The sequence below is a fragment of the Gluconobacter sp. Dm-62 genome, assembly GCF_018256155.1.
Classification (GTDB): Bacteria; Pseudomonadota; Alphaproteobacteria; order Acetobacterales; family Acetobacteraceae; genus Gluconobacter.
The window spans coordinates 1-2,154 of sequence record NZ_JAERLY010000046.1 but is presented as its reverse complement, the minus strand read 5'-3'; the positions used below and the strand labels follow the sequence as shown (position 1 = coordinate 2,154).

Here is a 2,154-nt window from a genome sequence, read left to right as displayed (position 1 = left end):
TTTATGCCGCTATGGACCACCTCCCACTGGCAGCATAACTTAAGAAAACCAGTCTCCGCCAATCCCAGGGCGGTTCAGTCTGACCGTGCTGGCCATCCTGCTCGGCTAACTCCCCGAACTCGGCACGTTATGCCGCCGAAAGATCACTTCTCTGGCAGGTTTGGCACCCAATGTACGCGAAAGCGGAATATGGAAGAACGCGCGGCGCATCTGGGGCGGTCGCCGAAAGGTTCGCTAAGCCCTCTATACTCAGCTCTGTCTGCATCTCACCGTATGCCCACGCTCATCGCCGTCGCTCGCCAGCTTCTCGTTATCTTCAACGCTATGATCCAGAAACGTCAGCCTTTGCAGACCACTTGTTCAACGCAGTTGGTCCCAGGAACCTTCAATCAGAACGAGAAAACCTGAAATCATAAGCCGAACATATCAATCAACGATGCGTCGGTTCTTCCGCCTTGCTACCCTAGCAAACCTGCTTCATATAAATGGGAATCTAGCTGCAAAAGGCAAAAATATGTACATTATGGATTACAAAGGTAAAATTCTTCACTCAAGAAATAATGGAGAATTTTATTCAAAAAATATCAACGATATTAATAAAGACGAAGCTGTCATTATTAATGATTTGGAAATTAAAAAAATAACAGATTTAGATGCAGATGATATTTTCATATACGATCGTGAAGTTTTGTGTAACAGGCTTATAAGTATAGGAATTCATAGCGATGTGAAAATAACGTATGATAAAAATTCATGTACTTATTTATTTTCAAATAAAGAAAATAAATATTTATGCTCAGACAACGAATTAATTGATTTTAATAAAATTCATGCATATACATGGGAAAGATTTATCCTTATAGATGAATATAAGATACATAAAATTAACTACATTATGTCTAATAGTTGGGTATCAAAAAGGGATGGAAATATATATACTCCAAAAGATATTAAATTGAAGGATATTTTTTCTCTTTGTATTGGTCCAATAAATATTGATATTAGTAAATGTCGCGAAGAAGACTTCGGGGAGTATAAATTTGTTGGTATAGTTGACAACTGGTCGCCAGAAGTGTTCCTTTTATATTGTCCTCATATATATATTACTGCATATTCAAGCGCAAATGTTCTTAAACAGCTTGCCCTATGCGTTTCATCTATACGAAAATTTGGAAAATTCAATGGAAGGATAACTGTTATGACAGATCAAGCCATTGAAACCATCAGGGACATATGCGACGATGAATCTATTGATATAGATTTTATGCAGCCAAAAGATTTTGTTGGATTTGTTTGCTCGAAATACAGTATAATTAATAAAGATATTTATAAACACTCTCAACCATTACTATATATAGATCCTGATATAATATTTGATAGACCAATTTCTCCGTTATTCCTTGATGCAGTTCTTTCAGAAACGATATGCGCTCCACTAGAAACTTTTAATCGTCTCATGACGCATCCACCCATTGGGTCAAGCTTAATACAACTTGATCAGCTAAATGTTAATATTTACTCTTCAGGCGTGAATGGTGGAACTATATCATTTCCAAACATTGATGATGAAAAAACACGCGAATTTGTTCGCCTTGTTCGCAGGACCATAGCCAATATAGGATGGAAATTTGGTCGAAAATATAATGGATGGGCAGATCAAGAAGTTCTCAATTATATATCTTATAAATTTGGTGGAATTAATAGTTCGGTATTTACAAAATACGCCAACTATGTAATGGGAAGCATGGAAGACATATATAGTCGAAGGGGATTCGTACATTTTGTTGGAAGATCATCTACTGAAAAAGTAGTCGAAATGCAAAATTATACATCGCTTCTAGCACTACAGTTTCGCTCTTCTGAGGGTTCTGAATCTATGGGTAACCATGATTCTGAACGAGATGAGTGGATCGGCGTCGGTTGAGGATGTTCTGGGACTGACGCTTGATGCATTGCGCGATGTCTTCTGGTCGTTGACGAGACGGGGTTCCTCAAGGAGGGATCGGCCTCCTGCGGCGTGAGCCGGCAGTACACGGGGTCTGCCGGCAAGATTACCAACTGTCAGATCGGCGTGTTCGCGACGTGGAGGGTTCGAAAAACCCCTGGTTTTGAAAGCAGCTCTATGATTCCATTCGTCCGGTTTTGAGTGAGGGA

At 39.5% G+C, this 2,154-nt stretch carries 2 protein-coding genes and 1 pseudogene; all 3 read left to right on the top strand.

The annotated features are described in order from the left end of the window. The first annotated feature begins 142 nt into the window (after positions 1 to 142). Complete coding sequence (locus JK202_RS16585; RefSeq protein WP_408872161.1) at positions 143 to 238, top strand: hypothetical protein; 96 nt, start codon at positions 143 to 145, stop codon at positions 236 to 238. A 198-nt stretch (positions 239 to 436) separates the two neighbouring features. Continuing rightward, positions 437 to 1,924: a hypothetical protein gene (locus JK202_RS16125; RefSeq protein WP_211562499.1), complete on the top strand. Its 1,488-nt coding sequence runs from the start codon at positions 437 to 439 to the stop codon at positions 1,922 to 1,924. Between the two features lie 39 nt (positions 1,925 to 1,963). Continuing rightward, positions 1,964 to 2,110, top strand: a pseudogene (locus tag JK202_RS16580) (transposase); the annotation flags it as partial. Positions 2,111 to 2,154 lie beyond the last annotated feature (44 nt).

Excerpts from the sequence above, each read along its gene's own strand:
- JK202_RS16125 (WP_211562499.1), top strand. The coding sequence starts at position 437 with ATGCGTCGGTTCTTCCGCCTTGCTACCCTAGCAAACCTGCTTCATATA.